This is a genomic window from Alteromonas sp. 4NH20-0104, assembly GCF_057547795.1.
The window spans coordinates 33,191-48,315 of record NZ_BAAJLP010000021.1 but is presented as its reverse complement, the minus strand read 5'-3'; the positions used below and the strand labels follow the sequence as shown (position 1 = coordinate 48,315).

At 50.5% G+C, this 15,125-nt stretch carries 15 protein-coding genes; 5 read left to right on the top strand and 10 right to left on the bottom strand.

The features are described from left to right. Positions 1-3 precede the first annotated feature (3 nt). Positions 4-1,320: an OapA family protein gene (locus AC27IB_RS15265; protein WP_487121977.1), complete on the bottom strand. Its 1,317-nt coding sequence runs from the start codon at positions 1,318-1,320 to the stop codon at positions 4-6. Between the two features lie 184 nt (positions 1,321-1,504). Here AC27IB_RS15265 and tyrS point away from each other — a divergent pair, with 184 nt between their 5' ends. Then, positions 1,505-2,704 (top strand): tyrosine--tRNA ligase, encoded by a 1,200-nt coding sequence (gene tyrS / locus AC27IB_RS15260; protein ID WP_296044155.1) that lies wholly within the window; start codon positions 1,505-1,507, stop codon positions 2,702-2,704. A 38-nt stretch (positions 2,705-2,742) separates the two neighbouring features. On the opposite strand, the gene AC27IB_RS15255 is transcribed toward tyrS, so the two are convergent. The 6 genes from AC27IB_RS15255 to AC27IB_RS15230 all read right to left on the bottom strand — a co-directional run bounded on the left by AC27IB_RS15255 (position 2,743) and on the right by AC27IB_RS15230 (position 6,656). Beyond that, positions 2,743-3,333, bottom strand: a complete 591-nt coding sequence (locus AC27IB_RS15255; protein WP_487121975.1) for a GNAT family N-acetyltransferase — start codon at positions 3,331-3,333, stop codon at positions 2,743-2,745. After that, positions 3,314-3,709, bottom strand: coding sequence for a DUF2721 domain-containing protein (locus AC27IB_RS15250; protein ID WP_296044151.1), 396 nt, complete (start codon positions 3,707-3,709; stop codon positions 3,314-3,316). The genes AC27IB_RS15255 and AC27IB_RS15250 overlap by 20 nt, the downstream gene beginning before the upstream one ends. 81 nt (positions 3,710-3,790) lie before the next feature. Beyond that, positions 3,791-4,168, bottom strand: coding sequence for a rhodanese-like domain-containing protein (locus tag AC27IB_RS15245; protein ID WP_296044150.1), 378 nt, complete (start codon positions 4,166-4,168; stop codon positions 3,791-3,793). Between the two features lie 8 nt (positions 4,169-4,176). Further along, the gene (locus tag AC27IB_RS15240) at positions 4,177-4,989 is read right to left on the bottom strand and encodes a cobalamin-binding protein (protein WP_296044148.1); all 813 of its coding nucleotides are present in this window, start codon (positions 4,987-4,989) and stop codon (positions 4,177-4,179) included. Further along, complete coding sequence (locus tag AC27IB_RS15235; protein ID WP_296044146.1) at positions 4,986-5,933, bottom strand: cobalamin biosynthesis protein CobD/CbiB; 948 nt, start codon at positions 5,931-5,933, stop codon at positions 4,986-4,988. The genes AC27IB_RS15240 and AC27IB_RS15235 overlap by 4 nt, the downstream gene beginning before the upstream one ends. 9 nt (positions 5,934-5,942) lie before the next feature. After that, positions 5,943-6,656, bottom strand: coding sequence for a 5'-methylthioadenosine/adenosylhomocysteine nucleosidase (locus tag AC27IB_RS15230; protein ID WP_487121972.1), 714 nt, complete (start codon positions 6,654-6,656; stop codon positions 5,943-5,945). Positions 6,657-6,854: 198 nt separating this feature from the next. Between AC27IB_RS15230 and AC27IB_RS15225 the strand changes: the two genes are divergently transcribed. Both AC27IB_RS15225 and AC27IB_RS15220 read left to right on the top strand, forming a co-directional pair. Beyond that, positions 6,855-8,060, top strand: coding sequence for a hypothetical protein (locus AC27IB_RS15225; protein ID WP_487121970.1), 1,206 nt, complete (start codon positions 6,855-6,857; stop codon positions 8,058-8,060). A 32-nt stretch (positions 8,061-8,092) separates the two neighbouring features. Then, complete coding sequence (locus AC27IB_RS15220) at positions 8,093-8,500, top strand: hypothetical protein (RefSeq protein ID WP_296044140.1); 408 nt, start codon at positions 8,093-8,095, stop codon at positions 8,498-8,500. 60 nt (positions 8,501-8,560) lie between these two features. On the opposite strand, the gene AC27IB_RS15215 is transcribed toward AC27IB_RS15220, so the two are convergent. Together AC27IB_RS15215 and AC27IB_RS15210 are read right to left on the bottom strand one after the other, a co-directional pair. Further along, positions 8,561-9,160 carry a DUF2726 domain-containing protein gene (locus tag AC27IB_RS15215; protein WP_296044138.1) on the bottom strand — a complete coding sequence of 200 codons (600 nt, stop codon included), beginning with the start codon at positions 9,158-9,160 and terminating at the stop codon, positions 8,561-8,563. A 131-nt stretch (positions 9,161-9,291) separates the two neighbouring features. Next, entirely contained in the window at positions 9,292-9,717 is a 426-nt protein-coding gene (locus tag AC27IB_RS15210; protein WP_487121967.1) for a hypothetical protein, read from the bottom strand. 270 nt (positions 9,718-9,987) lie between these two features. Here AC27IB_RS15210 and AC27IB_RS15205 point away from each other — a divergent pair, with 270 nt between their 5' ends. Further along, positions 9,988-11,856 (top strand): CocE/NonD family hydrolase, encoded by a 1,869-nt coding sequence (locus AC27IB_RS15205; RefSeq protein ID WP_487121965.1) that lies wholly within the window; start codon positions 9,988-9,990, stop codon positions 11,854-11,856. Positions 11,857-11,916: 60 nt separating this feature from the next. Then, positions 11,917-13,614: a protein adenylyltransferase SelO family protein gene (locus AC27IB_RS15200; protein ID WP_487121963.1), complete on the top strand. Its 1,698-nt coding sequence runs from the start codon at positions 11,917-11,919 to the stop codon at positions 13,612-13,614. A gap of 84 nt (positions 13,615-13,698) precedes the next feature. Here the strand turns inward: AC27IB_RS15200 and AC27IB_RS15195 are convergent, their stop codons facing one another. Next, complete coding sequence (locus tag AC27IB_RS15195; RefSeq protein ID WP_296044129.1) at positions 13,699-15,114, bottom strand: FAD-dependent oxidoreductase; 1,416 nt, start codon at positions 15,112-15,114, stop codon at positions 13,699-13,701. Between the last annotated feature and the right edge of the window lie 11 nt (positions 15,115-15,125).

Genomic DNA, 15,125 nt, shown 5'->3' with positions numbered 1-15,125 from the left:
GGTTTATTGCATGGCCAACATTATGCGACGGGAGGTACCGAGTTGAGCGAGGCGTTGCTCTGCGATCTGCATAAAGGCAGCGCGCTGTTTGGGGTCGATTGGCAGTGCCTTGGGTAAATCGACGGTACGCGGGTTGCGATGGACACCATCAACCAAAAACTCGTAATGCACGTGTGGCCCTGAAGCCAGTCCGGTGCTGCCGAGGTAACCTATGGTCTGACCTTGTTTGACGAAATCACCTTTCTTCACCGCTTTCTTTTTGAAGTGTAAATATTTGGTAGTGTACTTTTCGCCGTGCTGAATGAAAACGTAATTGCCATTGTATTTGTTATAGCTTGCTTCGATGACTTTACCGTCACCGGCCGCCATTACCGGGGTACCTACCGCGGCGACATAATCGGTACCACGATGGGCTTTCCAGCGCTTTTGAACCGGGTGAAAACGAGCCTTGCTGAAATTCGAGCTGACATATTTAAAGTTAATGGGCGCGCGCAGGAAGCTCTTACGCATGCTGCGGCCTTCCGGCGTATAGTAGTTGCCATCTTCGTGCTGAATGGCGGCAAACTGTTCACCCTGATTAACAAATTCGGCGGCGACTATGTCACCGTAGCCAACAAATTCTCCATCGATATAGCGTTCTTCATACACCACATTAAAGGTATCGCCGGCGCGAATTTCCATGGCGAAGTCGATATCCCAGCCAAAAATGCCGGCCAGGTGCATAATCTGATTATCGGTAAGGCCGGCAGCTACCCCGGCATTCCAAAAGCTCGAGGTAATTTCGCCCTGGGCAAAATTGTGACGTACTTCCACCGGTTTGCTGTCGATGCGCGACACCAGGTCATCGGTTTCACTCTGGGGTTCAATGAACAGGGTATCGGTTGGCGACAGCGCATAGCGTAAACCGGCAAACTGATTATCAATCACGTTAAGATCGAGCTTATCGCCCGGTAACAGGGTTACCAGGGTTTTCGCCTGCTCACCAGCATGACTTACTGCATAGGTGTCTTTCGGGCTTAAACCGGCGCGCTTGAAAATTTTGGCCAGCGTATCACCACTCTTAACCGTATAGGTTTGCCATTGTGGTTCGTCTTCCTGCTCAATAAGAATATCTGACTCGGTTAGAGACATCGACAGCGGATAACGCTTGCCGGTTTCCAGGATCAGAGATTCAGTATGGCGCGACGCTTCCACCTTTTCAGATGGCAGCAAAATGAGTAATCCAACCAAAGCGCTGGCGGCTACCAGACCAATACGGTGCGGCCGCGGCATTTGCTTAAATAAATCAGTGAGTAATTGAGGTGTATATATCTTTCTCATAACAGCCTGAGAATAGCGGTTTCAGCACTGAGATGCTAGAGGGATCTGGCAAAATTGAAGGGATTGGGGGCGGAAAAAGTGAAATAATTACGTTCCGGGCCGCAGAAAGTGCATAAAGGGTTTTAATAGACGGTCGGCGCGCGTAAAATGCCCGCCCAGAATGAAGTTAGATGGAAGCAGAAAAATGAGTGACTGGCAAGCAGCCCTGGCCGAAATTAAACGGGGTACTGATGAAATATTGCCCGAAGACGCCCTGATCGAAAAATTAAAGTCAGGCAAACCGCTGACAATCAAAGCCGGATTCGATCCTACCGCGCCGGATTTACACCTTGGGCATACGGTGCTGATCAATAAATTGCGTGCTTTCCAGCAATTAGGGCACAACGTCGTGTTCCTGATTGGTGACTTTACCGGCTTGATTGGTGATCCCACCGGGAAAAATGTTACCCGTAAGCCACTTACTAAAGAGCAAGTGCTTACTAACGCTAAAACATATCAGGAGCAGGTGTTTAAGATCCTCGATCCTGAAAAAACTCAAATCCGTTTCAATTCTGAATGGATGGATCAGCTGGGCGCGGCAGGCATGATCAAACTGGCCGCCAGTCAGACTGTAGCGAGAATGCTGGAACGTGATGATTTTAAAAAGCGTTACGCCAATGAGCAGCCCATCGCTATTCACGAGTTCTTATACCCGCTGGTGCAGGGCTGGGATTCTGTTGCGCTGCAAGCAGATGTTGAGCTTGGTGGTACCGATCAGCGCTTTAACCTGCTGATGGGACGCGAATTACAAAAGGAACAGGGTCAGTCACAACAGGTTGTGCTGATGATGCCATTGCTGGAAGGCCTCGATGGCGTGCAGAAAATGTCTAAGTCGTTAAACAACTACATCGGCATTACTGATGCGCCAAACGAGATGTTTGGCAAGATCATGTCGATTTCTGACGAGTTGATGTGGCGCTATTACGATCTGCTGAGCTTTAAGCCGCTGGAAGAGATTGCTGAGCTTAAGCAACAAATGGCTGATGGGGCGAATCCCCGTGACATTAAAATCACCCTGGCGAAAGAAATTATCGCCCGCTTCCATTCTGCGGAAGCTGCCGAAGCTGCTCATCAGGATTTTATCCAGCGTTTTCAGAAAAATGCCATTCCTGATGATATGCCGGAAGTCAGCATTGCTTTAACCGACGGTGAAGTCGCGATAGGTTACCTCCTGAAGGAAGCCGGTCTGGTGGGCTCCACTTCGGATGCCATGCGCATGATCAAGCAGGGCGCGGTGAAGATTGATGGTGAAAAAGTCACCGATACCCGCCTGGTTCTGACCGAAAAAGGTGAAAATGTGTATCAGGTAGGTAAGCGTAAATTTGCCCGGATCACCCTGGCATAACAGTTCGGTGCGCTGCGTCCTGCAGCGCACTTTGATGTTTACTGGTCGGTAAAAGTCAGCAACATTTCTGCCGCCACACAAGCACACAAATCATCACATACCGGACAATCGTAGCCTTCATAAATGGCGGCATATTGCCACTTGTTAGGATGTTCTTTTATCAACCGGCCGCCGTTTTTACTGAAATATTTAAATGCGCTGTTACCGGGGCTGGCCAGCCAGATATGGGCCAGACCGGCGCGGCTGCCTTGTTGTCGTGCAGCGTCAATCGCCTTGCTCAGTAAGGTCGAACCGATACCATATCCCTGCATGGCCGGATCCACCGTATTGCATTTAAAATAGCAAACGCTTGCAGGCGCAACGCCCCAGTCCTGGGGTGTTGCCCACTGGTCGATATCCCACTGTCCCTGGGCAAAAGTGAGTCTGAAGCCAACCAACTGTTCGCGGTAAAAGGCGACTATGCCGGCATTGATACCATTTTTCAGGCCGCGTTGGTAATACTCGGTCAGGTTCTCCAGGTTCAGATAACCCTCGCCCTGTACGCGGTTACCCAGTTCCAGAACGGCTGGAAAATGCGTTGGGGTCAGTGCTGAATAAGAGATTTCAGCGCTATTTTTTAGATTTGCCAAGATCCATTCCCTGTAGGTGCACGTCAAGGGCATCCAGTGATATGCGAATTTCCAGTACTGACTGCCATAGGCTGTAGAGCAAAAAGACGAGGCTGGCAGCAAACAGCCAGTTGCCCGCTAACTGGTAAGACAGATAAATAGCCAGCATCGATAGTACGCACAGGAAAAAACTGAAAACGCCGGTTTCCTGCATGCGTTTGATATAATGGATGCGTTTACGCAGGTTTTTTATCTGCGCCTGGGTACTCTCGCTGTCTTCGCCCTTATCAAAGTGACGGATCAACGAAGCAAGGGTCAGAAAACGATTGGTGTAAGCCAGTAACAAAAGAGAGATCGCCGGGAACAACATAGCCGGCGTTGATATATCGATAGTCATAACATTTCGCGTGTAGCAACAAGAGCGATATGATGCCGCCAAAGCCGCGATATGTCCATGCCAGGATGTGATATACCCGGTTTACTTCGCCACTGGTAATGCGTCAGACTGCCAGGCCTGCATGTCACCATCGAGATGATATAACTGCGAAAAACCGAGCTCGGAGAGTTGACTCAGGGCAATGCCTGCGCGCCGCCCGGAACGACAGTAAACCAGTATCGGTTGTTGAGTGGAACCGAGGCTGGCAAGGTGTGAATTAATCTCTGAGTGGGGGATATTGAGTGCACCGGGAACGTGACCAGCGCTGTATTCTTCAGCACTTCGAACATCTAAGAGTAAGCCGTTGAACCCCTGGTGATGCAAACTCGCCGGTGAAATGTCAGGGATCCCGTCATGACTGAAAGCCGCCCCGGACAGCAGTAAACTGAGAAGGGTGAGAGAAAAAGTAAGCAGGCGCATGGATTTTCCTATTTTCGGTAATGATCAATTCGTTGGCACAACGTGTCTATTGCCGCGGTGATCCGAAGCGTAAAGCGATGCAGGGCATTAGCATCGGCGGTGACAAGAGGTGCTGCAATAACAGACCGGTGAGGGGTCCAAAAATTTTCCAGAGTTTGAACCGATTGATCACTTGCGGCAATCAGCAATGCTGGCTGGCGCAACAGAACTTGTTTCACCGACACTTCGGGATAGTCGATGGGGGAGTCAATGAACACCGATTCAGCGCCACAGGTGGTGAGAATTTTGTTGGCCCATGCGCCCTCACCAATGGTCATCAGTGGTTGAGCCCACAGGTAATAAAATACTTTCACCGTCTTAAGGTTTTGATACTGCGTTTGTATTTGATTCAGTTCCTGGCGATACCGGTTAATCAGGCTGCGGCCTGATTCAACCTGGCCGGTTAATCTGGCGACGTCGAGCATTTCCGTTGCAATATCATCCAGGGTCTGTGGCTGGGAAATGTAAACCCTGAGGCCGAGACTTTTCAGGCGGGCAATGTCCTGGGGTTTGTTGCCGCCGCCCCAGGCGAGCACCAGATCCGGTTCCAGGGCCATCAAGGCGGTAAAATCCACGCCCTGGTAGTCGGCTATTACCGGCAGCTCGGCGGCGGCTTCAGGGTAATCACTAAAGGCACTGACGCCCACCAGGCGGTCTTGCGCCTGCAGACTGTATATCCATTCTGTTAGATGAGGTGAAAGGGTAACGATACGTTCGGCCGATTCGACCCGCACAGCCACCACAAGCCCAAGCAGCAATAGCCAGGAGTAAGCATTCTTCATAATTTCAGTTGCCAGCAAAGGAGTAATAACAAAGTGAGGAGGACCATGACCAGCCAGGTCTGGCGATTGATGGCGCGCAGTACATGGGTCAGATCAGAAAAGCGTACCTGACGGGAACCGCCCACTCGTGGGTTGCGTAATTTGGTGCCGTCATAAAAAGCCGGGCCGCCCAGCTGAATGCCCATGCCTGCGCCAAATGTGCTAAGCAGCAGGGAGGATATACCCCGTTGGGACGTGTGCCGTAGCCCTTTAATGGCACCTATCGGCGAAGTGCTCAGGAGAATCAGTAACAGTCCGAGGCAGTAAGGAATTAAAATCAGGCTTTGACTCAGCCAATAGGCCGGCAGACCGAATGCCGTGAACTGCCGCTTTTTTCTGTGCCACTGCCAGCGAAACTCGAGCAGCAAGCGATAACTCAGGGCGGCCAGCGGGCCGGCCACCAGGAACCAGAATATCACTCCGACAAACTGTTGCATAAAGCGCAGCAGATAGGCTTCTATAGCGGCTTTAGCGATACCTATATCAGATAACGAGTTTGTTTGGCGGGCAACCAAAAGGGTCAGACGCTCCCTGGCCAGCAGCTTTTTATTGCCACTTAACGCCAGCGTAATCAGCTTGTATTGACGACGAATCGAATAGAAGTTAATGCAGCAAAACAGTATCAGGGCATCGAAAAACCAGGTGTATTCAGCAAGACTCAGAACAAACGCCAGTACTATCAAAAACGGTACGGTTAACACCACAATGCCAAGTGTGCCGCTGATGTAATGCTGTGTAAGCGGAGCCGAAGACGCCGGGCAAACCTTGATAGCCAGGTTGGTAACCAGCATTCGGTAAAGCGTCAGGGGGTGGGCCTGAGGCGGAATACGCCACACCCGATCAAGCAGAATAACGCAAAGCGTAATGATCAGGGACAGGGTCGTATCCGCCGGCAACTCAATCATCGCGACGGCTTAGGCTTCGGTTGCCCGGTTAGCGATAACCTTTATCATGCCTATTACCAGTTCAGCCGAATTTTTCGCTGCGGTTTCCAGATAAGCGTTGAATGAAACGGTAGAGGTTTTACCGGCGATATCGGAAAGTGAGCGGATAACCAAAAACGGTTTACCCAGCATGTGACTGGTTTGAGCGATAGCAGCGCCTTCCATTTCTGATGCACTGATGGCTGGAAACGCTTCACGCAGTTGCGCGGCCGCCTCGTCGGTACCTATGAAGGCGTCACCGGTACAAATCAGACCGCGAATAGTCTTTACGTGTAACGTATTGGCCGCGGCGGCTTCAGCAGCCGTCACCAGTTGCTCATCACAGTCAAAGACCGTAGGCATTCCCACGCACTGTCCCGGCTCATAGCCAAAGTGTGTAATGTTCACATCATGGTGCTGCACGCCATTGCCAATGACAATGTCACCAATATCCAGGCTGGTATCGAAACCGCCGGCCGACCCGGTATTTACCACAAAATCGGGCTCGAAAGCCTGAATGAGTAACGTGGTAGCAACTGCTGCCGCCACTTTACCGATACCACATTGGACCAGCACCACGTCGATGCCGTGGAGTTTTCCGGTGTAGAAAGTCAGGTGGGCAACTTCCCGGGTGTTCAGTTCGTCCAGCGATGCTTTTAACAGGGCGACTTCCTGGTCCATGGCGCCAAGGATACCAATTTTCATAATCTGCCTTTAAATTGCTTATTTAACTTGGAAATGAGTGCGCAAAGATCACGGGTGCACTACAATATATGCTTAAGGATGAAGTGTAATATGAATGTGTTAGTGGGTACACAGGGATTCGTAAAAGGACGGTCATTCGGCTTTATTATCAGGGATTAATCCCTCATTACTTTTTCAATTGGGTAGTTTTTTAACCTTATGAGCTCAACGTTTAGAAAAAGGGTGTCCGGCGCCACCCTCTGCGCTGGCCTGCTGGCATCGTCAACCGCTTTGGCGAGCAGCGAGAAGCTGGAAATATCCGGTTTCGGCCGAATTGTTGCCGGCTTTATCGATGACCCCAGCGTATCCTTTGAAGGGTACGAAAATGAAGTCTCCTTCAATGAACAAACCTTGCTTGCCCTGCAGGCAGATTATCATTTGCTCGACAACCTGATGATTACTTCACAGGTGCTGGCGCATACCAATAGCGAGCGGGACTCCGGCGTTGAATGGTTTTACGCCAGCTATGTGCCACATAATAACTGGCTGATTAAAGGCGGACGAATGAGAACGCCGTTTTATTACTACAGTGATGTTATCGATGTGGGCTTTGCTTACCCGTGGATTTCACCACCACAGCAACTTTACAGTGCATTTTTATTTAATCAGTACGACGGTGCCAGCGTTATCCATAATTTCGCGTTAGGCAATATCAGTGGTTCGGTTGAAGGGTATTACGGCTCTTTTCAGGGCGATACCCAGTTTCAGGATCGTCGCTATGCTACCGATATAGATGGCCTGACAGGTGTTGTCTTTAATGGTGTGTACAACGCCAATCTGCGTTTCAGAGCGTCCTACACCACCGCCGATTTCAGGGTCAATCTGGCCGAGATCTCAGCATTCGCCGATCAACTGCGTAGCTTTGGTTTTGTTGAAAGTGCCAACTCCCTGACCATGGAAGGGACGTTTGATATTTATCAGGTGGGTCTGTCGTTAGATGAACTGGATTACAATCTGGCCTGGGAATGGATGGAAATTCAGTCAGATACTGTTCTGGCGCCGAATATCGAAAGTTACTATATACAGGGCGGACTGGTTTTCCACCCCTTTACCGTGCACCTGACCTACGCCGATATGGCTACCAATCCACAGGCGCCGGCCAGCGACATTCCGCTGGGGTTGTCGCCGGATCTCGATCAGTTGTATTACGGTTATCAAACCGTCTTTGCCAGAACCCAGGCGGCAGACCTTGAGAGCGTGACCCTTGGGGTACGCTGGGATGTTGGCGTTAGCGTGGCGTTTAAGGCCGAGGTGACTCATTACCGGGGGGCTCTGGGAATTTCTACGTTTGAAGCCGTGGATGACAGAACCGATTTCGATGAGAGCGTCAATCTGTATCAACTGGGTATGGAGTTTGTATTCTGATGAGACGGACAAACTTTTTAAGACATCTGTTGATGACATCATTGTTAGGTTTTAGCGCGCTGCATTGTCAGGCGCAGGAGCACGATATAGTGGTGGTGGCCAATGTCGGCAATACTGCGGTGAAATTAAATAAAATCGACATCCGTAATTTGTTTATGGGAAATGCCAGTGATGTGGTGCTTGAGCCAGTATCACTGCCGCCCCAAACCCTTGCCCGGGCTGTCTTTAATACTAAAATTATTGGCCTCACCGAGTCCCGGATTCAGTCTTACTGGTCACAAATGCGATTTAGCGGGCGTTCCCGTCCCCCCAGAGAGGTAGCGACGGTGGATGAGTTGATTAGTTATGTATCCAGCCATAAAGATACGGTTGCATTTGTTCCGGCCAATGCCGTGATACCGCCCCATCTTACAGTGGTCTATTCAACATCAAGCCTGTAAATACGCGGCGTAATGACCATGCAAAAGGGGCCTCAACCGGCCCCTTCTTTATTTGTATCGTTAGGCGGCTACCTGTTCGCCGCCAGGCTGACGACTGGACCGTACCGGCCGGGTAGGGCGTGTTGTCTGCGGCGGATTCATTTTACTGGCGGCCAGTTTGGCCTGCTGCTTACGCAGTGGAATGAGCTTGGTTTCCACACATTCTTTGACTTCTTCTACCGAATAACCGGATTTAACCTTGAACCTGGCGTGAGGGATTCCGGCTGCATCGAGGGCGCCCGAAACAAACCAGTCGCGCTGGGTTTTGTAGCCTTCCTTGCCCTGTTTATGGACCAAATCAATGGCCAGTACCGGCGTCATGTCGTCCCGGCGACATAATACGAAGTCGAGCTGCTTGCTGCCCGCACGCAGCAATGCCTGACGTGCCTGACGCTTATTGGTGCTGTCTCGAACGGCCAGCAGGTCGTTAAGGCGGACACGGGAAACAATTCTGAATTCGCGGCCAACGGCCTGTTCCAGTAAATTGATAAAGGTGTGTTCTACCTGAGTAAACAGCTGGTGTTTTTTACGAAAGGGAAAACTCATACCGTGATCAGAAAGTTTAAGTGCACCAACAGTGACAACTATCAGTAACATAAACAAAATAATGGCAAGTTCCATACGCTTCCTCAACAAATAAGAGCGCACGAGCGTCAATAATCTGACATACCCGGGCGACAGGACAAACTTGTAAGAGAAATTGCAAAGGCGGTGCCAGTTATTCGAAAAGTAACCGGCTGGCTAATGAAAAGTTAATCGTTGCTCAGACTGGCAATGGGAGCGGGGGTCTCTTTACCGAGTACCAGTATATCCACCTGGGCGCCTTCACCATCTGGTGAAACCACTACACGGACATTTTGCGCGTCATTGACCAACAATACGCGTTGGTTATGTTCGCCTTTCAACGACAAGTCGGGCATCAGGGCCAGGTAATATGCCACGATGGCGTCGGGTGTATCGGCAATAAAATAAACCATGGATGCTGGCATGTCGGTGTCAAAAGGCTGACACTGTTTGGCATCCTCATGAACTTTGACGGCAAAAAACGCCGCCGGACAACTACTGATCTCAGGTTGGGACTCTGGCGGCGTAGTGGCCATGGAGTCGGTTGCCATAAGGGATGAAGCCATGACCATCAGGCTGGTGACCAGTATTAATTTGCGCGGCGTGAATTTCATAGTTTGACGTTTACTCTTTTTCATACTGTTACTATAGGAGAGCTCTGTACGCTAAGCAATTGTATTGGCCCTGATTAAAGTATTGCAAAGTAGCAATAAGTATAATTCCTGATGGTAAGGTTATCCTGCCGGCGCTGTATTTGCTCAGCGCCCACGCAGTCCTCCATTCCTCCTGTTTTTTCTGCCACTTAAATCAGGGCCCGTGCGCAAGCACTGAAAATACGACTACACTGCGCAGTACGCTTTTGAATAACAAAGAGAACAAAACTTATGCGAATGACAGTAACGCGGCTGATACTTCTGCTGCTAATCATCAGTCCTATGAGCTTTGCTGCTGACGAACAGGCAGAGCAGCGGGCTGAGTATATCCGGGCCAATTACTCGAAATATGAATATCAGATACCAATGCGCGATGGGGTAAAACTGTTTACCTCCGTTTACATACCTAACGATGACACACAAGCGCACCCCATACTGATGCAGCGTACGCCTTACCGGGTGGCGCCTTATGGCGCAAGCAAATATAAAACACGTTTAGGGCCATCAGCGGCTTTTGAGCAGGAAGGGTTTATTTTCGTCTTTCAGGATGTCCGGGGTAAGTCGATGTCGGAAGGTGAATTTGTGAATATGCGCCCCCAGGATGCTTACAAGCGCGGTAAAAAAGCCACTGACGATGCGACCGATACCTATGACACGATTGAATGGCTGGTAGAAAACCTGCCGCATAACAATGGTCGTGTTGGCATGTGGGGCACCTCTTACCCGGGGTATTATACCTATGTGGGGGCTATAAACAGTCATCCTGCGTTAAAAGCCATTTCACCACAGGCGCCTATTGCAGATTGGTTTTTTGACGATTTTCATCGTAATGGCGCGTTTGTAACCCCCATGGCGTTTATCTTTTTTGATTCTTTCGATAAGCCATTAGACGGGCCTCAGGCGCACCGTGAAAAAGGCATGGATCCCATTACCCCGGATGGCTATCAATTCTTCAGAGAACTGGGCCCGTTATCAAACGTCAACAAAAACTACTTTCACGGCGAGCGCCCGTTCTGGAACGAGCTTACAGAACACCCAAATTATGATGCGTACTGGCAGGCCAGAAATGTGCTGCAGCACCTCAATAAAACCAAACCCGCTACTCTGGTAGTTGGAGGTTGGTATGATACTGAGGATCTCTATGGACCGTTGGCGACCTACCAGACCATGTCAGATCAGAATCAGAAATCCCATGTGAAGATGGTAATGGGCCCCTGGTTCCACGGACAGTGGAACAGTACCAAAGGCGGTAAATCCCTCGGCGAGGCCGATTTCGGGTTTGATACCAGTGCGTGGTTTCAAAAGGAGGTGTTACTGCCGTTCTTTAAACAACATCTGAAAGAGACACAAGCGGTGGAGATTGCCACTGCGACGATGTTTGAAACCGGCAGTAACCGCTGGCGTAAATTCGATGTGTGGCCGCCTGCACAAGCCACTCAAAGCACGCTTTACCTGGCTGCTGATGAAGCACTTGTTGACGCTCAGTCAGACAGCGGGAAAAGTGACTATATCAGTGATCCGAATAAACCTGTCCCGCATTCGGCTCAGGTCAGCCGTGGCTGGGATCGGCCTTATATGGTGGAAGATCAGCGCTATGCCGCCAGACGTCCTGATGTACTGGTGTTTGAAACCGATGCGCTGGAAAACGATTTAACCCTGGCTGGCGCGATTGATTTGGACCTGTGGTTCTCCACCACCCAAACTGCAGCCGATATAGTGGTTAAGCTGGTTGATGTGTTGCCCGGAAAAGACGAAAATACAGATAAGGTGGATGCAGAAAAAGGCAATCGTCACGAACTGGTTCGCTGGGGCGTTATCCGTGGCCGTTTCAGAGAAAGTATGTCCAAACCGGTGCCTTTTAAACCCGACACGCCAACCAAAGTGAGATTCGACCTTTACGATGTGTTGCATACGTTCAAGCGCGGGCACAAGTTGCAGATTCAAATCCAAAGCAGCATGTTCCCGTTCATTGACATCAATCCGCAAAACTATGTGGAGAATATCTTTGAGGCTGAACAAAGTGACTTTGTGAAGGCTTTCCATACTATCTACCATAATGCACAATACCCCAGTGCAATTCATTTCCGTACGCTGCATTAAGCGCGTGCGCCAAACCAGCGGCAGACATTGCTGCCGCTGGTGACTAAGAGGTATGACTTAATGCCGGACCAAGCTTCCCGAACCGCCCCGATTACATCTTTGAGTGAACTGGCGGACTGCGCCGATTATTCCTTTTTGACGTCGCTCAATCCAGACCCCCAGGCAACCTCCGACGGTTATGATCATCAGCCAAGACAGGTGTATTCCGGCCACTATGTGCCGGTATTACCCATGGCATTGAAAGCGCCTGGCTATGTTGCTCACAGCCAGACGTTGTTCCGGGAGTTAGGCCTGGATGACAATTTGGCCGGGACAGAAGCGTTTGTCCGATTATTTTCAGGGGATATGACCAATGTCCCACCACCCATGCGGAAAACAGGCTGGGCAACCGGCTATGCGCTGTCGATTTACGGTACGGAATATACCCAGCAATGCCCATTTGGCACCGGTAATGGCTATGGTGATGGGCGGGCTCTTTCTGTTTTTGAAGGGCTGTTTAATGGCAAACGGTGGGAAATGCAGCTCAAGGGGGCCGGGCGAACGCCCTATTGTCGGGGGGCTGATGGACGTGCGGTGTTGCGTTCCAGTGTCAGAGAGTTCCTGGCTCAGGAGCATATGCATGCCCTTGGCGTGCCAAGCTCACGTTCGTTGTGTCTGATGATGTCACGATCAGAAACCGTCAACCGACCCTGGTATTATCAAGGGTCATCGTCCTTTGAACCCGAGGTCATGGTGGCTAATCCGGTTGCCATTACCACTCGGGTGGCGCCGTCCTTTATTCGGGTTGGCCAACTGGAGCTTTTTGCCCGTCGGGCTCGAAGCCAACAGCATCCCGATGCCTTAGCAGAATTACAGGCTTTGGTTGCCCATCTGATTGAACGGGAGTATGCACTGGAAATTGACACCAGTCTGTCATTGCCTGAGCAGGTGATTCAACTTGCTGAAATCTTTCAGGAACGGCTGACCTCACTGGTTGCAAACTGGATTCGCGTAGGGTATTGCCAGGGCAACTTTAACAGTGATAATTGCGCCGCTGGTGGTTATACCCTGGATTATGGTCCTTTCGGGTTTTGTGAGTTGTTTGACCCTCTCTATCAGCCCTGGACGGGCGGCGGCCGACATTTTTCCTTTTTTAATCAAACTGCGGCAGCCGAAAAGAACTTTTCGATGTTCTGTGGGGCCCTGGCACCATTACTTCAGGATGAACCGGACAGACTAAATGAACTGGACGCTATCCGCGGCGGATTCGCTGCCATGATGGAGCACAAGCTGGGCGTCATGTGGGCGTCAAAGTTGGGACTTCAGTCCTACAATGCAGAGCTGGTGATGTCGTTATTGCAGCTGATGGTGCGCACTTCGGTAGACTATACCATGCTGTTTCGCGAGCTGTGTTGCCTGCCTGATAAGGTGACGGCTATTACCCGGTGCTTTTATCAGCCGGCGGATGAGGCGTTACAGCAACAATGGAACGACTGGCTAACTGCCTGGCATGAACACCTGGATAAGCGTGTGGATAATAAAGAAATTGCCAGGCGAATGAAGCAAGTGAATCCCAAATACACGTGGCGCGAATGGTTGGTTGTGCCCGCCTATACCGAGGCTGAAAAAGGCAACTTTACCCTGTTGAAGGCACTCCAGAACGTGTTAACTAACCCTTATGATGAACAGTCCGCTGACGTTGAAACAACGTACTACTGTTTGCGGCCAGCTGAGTATTTTGACGCTGGTGGCATTTCTCATTACAGCTGTTCGTCCTGAAGAGCCGGCATCACTGCGCCGATCAGACAGGTAAAAAAAATGGAGCCGCAGGGCTCCATTTTTTATGTGTCAGATATCGAGCGATCAGGCGCCGATATAATCCAGAATGCCGTCGGCTGCTTTACGGCCTTCGTCAATTGCAGTAACTACCAAATCACTGCCGCGAACCATATCGCCACCGGCGAAGATTTTCGGGTTAGATGTCTGGTAGGCAAACTGACCTTTTGCCGGAGCGCGAACACGGCCTTTCTCATCGAGAATAATGCCGTAGTCAGCAAACCAGGGGGCTGGACTTGGCTGGAAACCAAAAGCGATGATCACGGCATCGGCTTCCTGAACAAATTCAGAGCCTTCTACCACAACCGGACGACGACGACCCGCCGCATCCGGTTCGCCCATTTCTGTGCGAACCAGCTTAACGCCAATGGCTTTGCCGGTTTCGTCAACTGCAATGTCCAGCGGTTGAACGTTAAATTCAAATTCAACGCCTTCTTCGCGCGCATTAACCACCTCACGACGTGAGCCCGGCATGCTTGACTCGTCACGACGGTAAGCACAGGTAACACGCTCTGCGCCCTGACGGATTGATGTGCGAACGCAGTCCATGGTGGTATCACCGCCACCCAGAACAACCACTTTCTTACCTTTCATATCGATAAAGTCAGCGGCGTCTTTTTCCAGACCCATCACTCGATTGGTATTTGAAATCAGGAAGGGCAGTGCTTCATGTACGCCTGCCGCCCCTTCGTTATCAAAGCCACCTTTCATTGATTTATAAGTACCCATGCCAAGGAATACGGCATCGTACTGGTCAATCAGGTCCTGGAAAGCCACGTCTTTACCGATTTCAGTGTTCATAACGAACTCAACACCCATTTCGGTGAAAATTTCACGACGCAGTTTAATGACGTCTTTTTCCAGCTTAAACGACGGAATACCAAAGGTCAGCAGACCACCGATTTCTTCATATTTATCAAACACTACCGGCTTCACACCGTTACGAACCAGAATGTCTGCACAGGCGAGGCCGGCAGGCCCGGCGCCTACAATGGCGACTTTCTTATCGGTCCAGGTTACACCGCTCATGTCCGGACGCCAGCCCATTTTAAAGGCAGTGTCGGTAATGTGTTTTTCAATGGAGCCGATAGTCACGGCGCCAAAATCATCGTTAAGCGTACAGTCACCCTCGCACAAACGGTCCTGAGGACATACACGGCCGCATACTTCAGGCAGGCTGTTGGTTTGGTGAGACAGCTCTGCTGCTTCGATAAATTTACCTTCGTTAGCCAGCGCCAGCCACTGAGGAATATAGTTATGTACCGGGCACTTCCATTCACAATATGGGTTACCGCAGTCCAGGCAGCGATCTGCCTGGCCTTCCGCCTGTGAATTTGTCAGAGGATGGTAGATCTCAGCAAAGCCGTTCTTACGATCCATAATCGGCTTCTTGGGCGGATCAATCCTTTCTACGTCAATAAATTGATATACATTCTTAGCCATTATCTTCTAAC

Coding starts and splice junctions, on each gene's coding strand:
- AC27IB_RS15200 (WP_487121963.1), top strand. CDS start 11,917: ATGCCGGACCAAGCTTCCCGAACCGCCCCGATTACATCTTTGAGTGAA.
- AC27IB_RS15205 (WP_487121965.1), top strand. CDS start 9,988: ATGCGAATGACAGTAACGCGGCTGATACTTCTGCTGCTAATCATCAGT.
- AC27IB_RS15230 (WP_487121972.1), bottom strand. CDS start 6,656: ATGAAAATTGGTATCCTTGGCGCCATGGACCAGGAAGTCGCCCTGTTA.
- AC27IB_RS15240 (WP_296044148.1), bottom strand. CDS start 4,989: ATGAAGAATGCTTACTCCTGGCTATTGCTGCTTGGGCTTGTGGTGGCT.
- AC27IB_RS15220 (WP_296044140.1), top strand. CDS start 8,093: ATGACATCATTGTTAGGTTTTAGCGCGCTGCATTGTCAGGCGCAGGAG.
- tyrS (WP_296044155.1), top strand. CDS start 1,505: ATGAGTGACTGGCAAGCAGCCCTGGCCGAAATTAAACGGGGTACTGAT.
- AC27IB_RS15250 (WP_296044151.1), bottom strand. CDS start 3,709: ATGACTATCGATATATCAACGCCGGCTATGTTGTTCCCGGCGATCTCT.
- AC27IB_RS15195 (WP_296044129.1), bottom strand. CDS start 15,114: ATGGCTAAGAATGTATATCAATTTATTGACGTAGAAAGGATTGATCCG.
- AC27IB_RS15210 (WP_487121967.1), bottom strand. CDS start 9,717: ATGAAATTCACGCCGCGCAAATTAATACTGGTCACCAGCCTGATGGTC.
- AC27IB_RS15235 (WP_296044146.1), bottom strand. CDS start 5,933: ATGATTGAGTTGCCGGCGGATACGACCCTGTCCCTGATCATTACGCTT.
- AC27IB_RS15215 (WP_296044138.1), bottom strand. CDS start 9,160: ATGGAACTTGCCATTATTTTGTTTATGTTACTGATAGTTGTCACTGTT.
- AC27IB_RS15265 (WP_487121977.1), bottom strand. CDS start 1,320: ATGAGAAAGATATATACACCTCAATTACTCACTGATTTATTTAAGCAA.
- AC27IB_RS15225 (WP_487121970.1), top strand. CDS start 6,855: ATGAGCTCAACGTTTAGAAAAAGGGTGTCCGGCGCCACCCTCTGCGCT.
- AC27IB_RS15245 (WP_296044150.1), bottom strand. CDS start 4,168: ATGCGCCTGCTTACTTTTTCTCTCACCCTTCTCAGTTTACTGCTGTCC.